The organism is Okeania sp. (genome assembly GCF_983059655.1).
On sequence record NZ_CEZPJD010000702.1, the window covers coordinates 1 to 4,169 of the forward strand.

The 4,169-nt window shown below is 29.7% G+C and carries 4 protein-coding genes; all 4 read right to left on the reverse strand.

Annotated elements, in window-relative coordinates; genetic code table 11:
* Positions 1 to 488, reverse strand: a 488-nt coding sequence (locus tag AC3DU7_RS26950; RefSeq protein ID WP_488042343.1) for an FAD-dependent oxidoreductase, incomplete at its 3' end; no start/stop codon positions are given.
* 421 nt (positions 489 to 909) lie between these two features.
* Complete coding sequence (locus AC3DU7_RS26955) at positions 910 to 1,773, reverse strand: HNH endonuclease (protein ID WP_488042344.1); 864 nt, start codon at positions 1,771 to 1,773, stop codon at positions 910 to 912.
* A gap of 474 nt (positions 1,774 to 2,247) precedes the next feature.
* On the reverse strand, positions 2,248 to 3,645 hold the full coding sequence (locus AC3DU7_RS26960) for a GmrSD restriction endonuclease domain-containing protein (protein ID WP_488042345.1): 1,398 nt from the start codon (positions 3,643 to 3,645) through the stop codon (positions 2,248 to 2,250).
* 81 nt (positions 3,646 to 3,726) lie between these two features.
* Entirely contained in the window at positions 3,727 to 3,993 is a 267-nt protein-coding gene (locus AC3DU7_RS26965; protein WP_488042346.1) for a (2Fe-2S) ferredoxin domain-containing protein, read from the reverse strand.
* Between the last annotated feature and the right edge of the window lie 176 nt (positions 3,994 to 4,169).

Genomic DNA, 4,169 nt, shown 5'->3' on the forward strand with positions numbered 1-4,169 from the left:
TTGAGGTGGAACATTTCGCGGGAAGTAATACTATGTTCAATTCCAGGAATGTTGACTTTTTCTGCTTTTCCACCAACAGCGATTAAGATTTTATCCGCTGTGATTTTACGATCGCCTACTTCTACGGTATGAGGGTCGATAAATTTGGCATATCCTTCTATTAATTCCACTCCTGCTTTTTCCAGGAAATTGATATGTAGTTTATTCAGACGCATAACTTCTGTGTTTACAGCATCTATTAATTTATGCCAATCAAAACTAGGTTCTACTTCACCCCAACCATAGCCTACTGCATCTTGATATAAGTGGGAAAATCTGGAACCGTAAACCATCAGTTTTTTTGGGACACATCCTCTAATGACGCAAGTACCTCCTACTAGGTCATTTTCAGCGATCGCTACTTTTGCCCCATAAGATGCTGCCCTTTTTGAAGATGCTAACCCACCCGATCCTGCACCTATCACAAATAGATCGTAATCGTATGCCATAATTTGATATCCTCTGAATTGATATTTTAATTATTTTGTTGTTTGTATTTTTAAATTATACCTGTTGTTGCTTCTTATTTAATTCTTTCATTAGGTATATTAGTTCAATTCTGACAATAATTTAGATATATCCAGCTATTAATTTACAAACAGAACGTAATTTTATACCATAGTTTGATGGCCTTGGATTGATATTTTAACTATTTAGTTGTTTGTATTTTTACCTAAAAATTGTGGTCGAAAGCCTTCCTTTTTAAGGGGATAAAAAAAAGAATATTCCTTATTTCCAGCCTCCTTATTGCAGAGGTACTGTTAACGCAGTTCCTCCGACAGGAGGCTAACTGATAACTGAAATAACACTATACCAATTTATAATTTCTCTGAGCTACTCTGAGGGATAAAATATAATTAAGCACTGTAATTAATCCTTATTGTATTTGATGCCTTTCTTTCTATTGGCATTTTTATGAGTAATTTGTAAGTTATCAATAGAATCTAAACCTCCTATCGCTAATGGTTTTTTATGATCTACTTCTATTTCATCACCCATAAACAGAGGATCTCCAGATATAGGGCATCTATTTCCTTGTTTTTTGATTAACATTTCCTTATCTGAATCAGATAATTTTATCTTTCTTTTATCTTGCTTATACTTATTTTGAAATTTTTCTATTTCTTTTTTAAATTTATGTTCATCATAGTTACTATTTTCACTATTTTTCATTTTATAGAATAAATTTTTTAGTTCCTTTTTAATTGTTTTTCTATGATATCTTACCATTTCATCATTCAGAGGATTTAGTATATACCAGAGTATATAAAAATCTTGTTTAGTTCTTCTCAAATAACGACTTTCCTTGCGAGCTTTATAGATAGAATCTAATTCATTTTTTAAATATGTATCTAGCTGATTTTTATCTTTATCTTCATCAAGCAACACACATTTTACTTTTGAGATAAATTTTTCCACCTTTATAATGCTATTCATAAATAGTTCCTTATCTTCCTGATGTTCAGAAACTTTTGTCAATACGGAACTAATATCCCCTTTTATTGCCGCTAGTCTAGCATTAATCCTATTATTTTGTTTATATATTTTGACAATTTTTTCTATGTTTTGTTCTTTAACCTGTTTAAACTCAAAATATACTAAAGATGTATATAATTCCTCATTCTCCATCCGGTCAAGGTCTTTGGCTAATTTTAGATGAAACCATTCTCGATGTTCATTAACATTGTCTTTGATTTTTGTAATTACTTCACGTTCTGCCCAAGAGTTCCACATTTCAAAAGAATTTTCTTTAATAGGATAAGGCTTATTATTTAATCTAACAAATAAGTCTACTGGATTAAATTCTAGATTTAGACTTTCTTCTATCTCAACAACAAATAATTGAAAATCTAATATTTTGTCTTGTAATGCAAGTTCTAAATCCTGGAATTTTTTATTTCTTAATTCCTTAAGAATTCGTAAATTTTTTAGGGCAAAATTTGATTTTTTTGTGCTACATTTCTTATTTTCTTCATCAACATATTCTTTTCCCAGGTATCCTAATATTGTTAAAAGTCTTTGTTGGCCATCAATGACTTCAAAAATTCCATCTGAACGTTTAAAAATAAAAATAGGTGTTCAACAATGAATAATGAATAATGAATAATGAATAATTACCTATCCTTGAAAAGAAGAGGATTGACTAATTATGAAAAATTTTTCTTTTTTATCCTTGCTCATGAGAGGCTTTAAACCTTAATTATTCGGTCAATTAATACCTAATAAAATACTTTCTATAATAGCGGATGCCTTAGGTAAATTAGTTACTTCCGACCTCTGATAAGAAGGTCTAACTAAAAATTTCTTACGTTCCATCAACCGTGCTATATCATCTATTGAATTTCGCGATGGTTCTGGCTTAGTTACTCTTAAATCTTTAAGCTCGTTAAGTTTAGTAATAGTATCTTCATCCTCTGTTTGTCGTAGTTTACTCAGTTCTTTTCTTTTTTCATCACTTCCTGCATAATAGACTTCTAAATTAATTTTAAACTCTTCTTCAAATAACTTCGCTGCAAAAGTATATCGCTCCTGTATTGTGTTATAAAATATCCTCTGTTCTTCAAAATATTTTGGGAAGTTATTTGATATTTTTTTACTAATTTTCTCTAGCAAATCCTTGTGTTTTAGTCTCGATAAATTTGCATTTTCATTTTCTAAGATTAGTAGGCTCCATAATAAACATTCAAAAATTAACCTATTATGCTTTAATTTTAGTCCTATAAAGATTTGCCTGAATGATTCTACAATTTTAACTTTATCAATAAATGATTGACATAGTAACTCTACCTCTGGTTCAGAAATTTTATCTGATAAATGTTCAAATAATTTTCCTAAAATTTCTGTCCTATTATTATTCCGAGAATAGTACTTAATCGGGAACATTTTTAAGACTAAATTTTTTCTAATAAATTGTAAAATTTTTCCTCTATCTTTCTCTTTAGTGCTATTCCTACTTGGCTTAAAGAACAAATCATACATTAATTGTTCAAAATCTGGGTCTTGCTTCAGACGATTTTTAAAATACTGATAAATTGGATCGGTATCATAAACAGCATTGTCAATTTCTGATGCCTTTAAAGGCGTTATGCCAGAATTATATCTAGCAAATATTTCTTTTTTTATTTTATCTTCTAATACAGAGTTTAACTTTGTTTCATTAACAATTCCAAATTCAACTATTCTGATTTTTGCCTCTAAAAACAAATCTATTATGCTAGTAGTTTCTTTATTATCAAAAATGGTTTTGTATGTATTTTTGGAGAGTTGTTTTAAAGCAAATAAACCTTTTTTAGTTAATTGAAATTTACTATTCTTAAATCTTTCTATTGTTTCAAATCTTTGCCTGCCATCAATAACTTCTGTTCGTTCTCCATTCTTGAAGAATATTAAAGGAGGTATTTCTGTTCCTAGAAGTATACTTTCAATAAAATATGAAGCTTTATCATCATCCCAAACATAATTTCTTTGATAGTAAGGTTTATAATCAATACGCCTTAAAAAGCGATCGCTAAATAGACTTTCTATTGATTGTGAATAAGTCTCTATTTTTAGATTTTCTTTGAATATACGTTCAAAATCTTCCGCTTGTAAAAATAAATTACTCAATTTAAAAACTTCTCCTTATTCGACTTATTTTTCTCAAATATTCAACTAACTGTTAAGACAATAAAATTCATAATCAAAGATTCATTTCACAGTTATTCTACCGATAAAACTTTCTTCTAAGATTGTTGAAATCTGTTGAGGAAAAACACGACTATACCAAACTTCCTCTGGCAAAACTAAAACCATAGGACCATTACCACATTTTCCCAAACATCCGCTTTTTTCAATGGCAATATTAGTCATATCAAATTCCTGAAAAGCAGCTAATACTCTTACCGAACCTTGTTTCCGACAAGTGCGATTTTGACAGACTAATAAACGTCTCTCAACTTGACTATTTTTCATCATAATTTCTCCCTGTTATACCAATTTCCAAAAATAATCCTATACTTCATTAGAACTTCAGTTATTAGGGAATTAACTTATGTCGAATAATCTTTTTACTACTTTGAGGTAAGTTAATGTTAATTATTCTTATGTTTAATTCTCCCCGACTCCCCCACTCCCCGACTCCCCGACTCCCC